We start from the raw sequence: 614 nt of genomic DNA, 5'->3' as shown, positions 1-614 counted from the left end.
GACTAATAGATTCTGCAATTTCTAATTGAAAATTTTCTTCATTATTTGAAATTTCTTTTATTTGAATACATGTTGAACCTTCAGGGAATGTAGCATTTCTGAGTTGTTCTTCTAATTTTCGTAAATCTGTATCTTGAGTTAAATTTGGCATATAGTTTAATACATTGACGTAATCAATAGGATATAATATTGTTAAGAGACTTTTACCTTTAATATTAATCAAATCAAATTTTTTTGTAATTTTGAACCCTTGTGAATTATTGTTTGAATTTGGTTCTATAATCCATTGGTTAGATTGTTTTGATATAGTACCTTTGAAAATACCTAGCTGGTTATCAGTCTTGCCATCTTCATATAGACCTGTATTTGTAATGTAGGTTACTGGATGATAAAAATCGTATGGAGTTGTATTTGATGACTTAAAAAATAATTGGTTATTATTAATCGTTGTAATTTCTTTGTGAATTCCGACCTTATCAAATTTAGACGTTTCTTTATTATAGTCTTCAAATATTTCATAATAACTCCATTGTTCAACTTTATTGTCGAATTGGAGGGATTCTCCACCTCCATCCCCGCCTCCACATGCTGAAAAAAGTAACGATGAAGAAAAT

Annotated in this window: 1 protein-coding gene; it reads right to left on the bottom strand. The window is 28.7% G+C overall.

The genetic code is table 11. The features are described from left to right. Nucleotides 1-614 (bottom strand): hypothetical protein (locus KPC_RS20560; RefSeq protein ID WP_171334576.1); only part of this gene is annotated, 614 nt, incomplete at both ends.

The sequence above is a fragment of the Acinetobacter stercoris genome, assembly GCF_900323515.1.
Classification (GTDB): Bacteria; Pseudomonadota; Gammaproteobacteria; order Pseudomonadales; family Moraxellaceae; genus Acinetobacter; species Acinetobacter stercoris.
The sequence above is the reverse complement of the archived record's forward strand: the minus strand, read 5'-3'. Positions and strand labels throughout refer to the sequence as shown.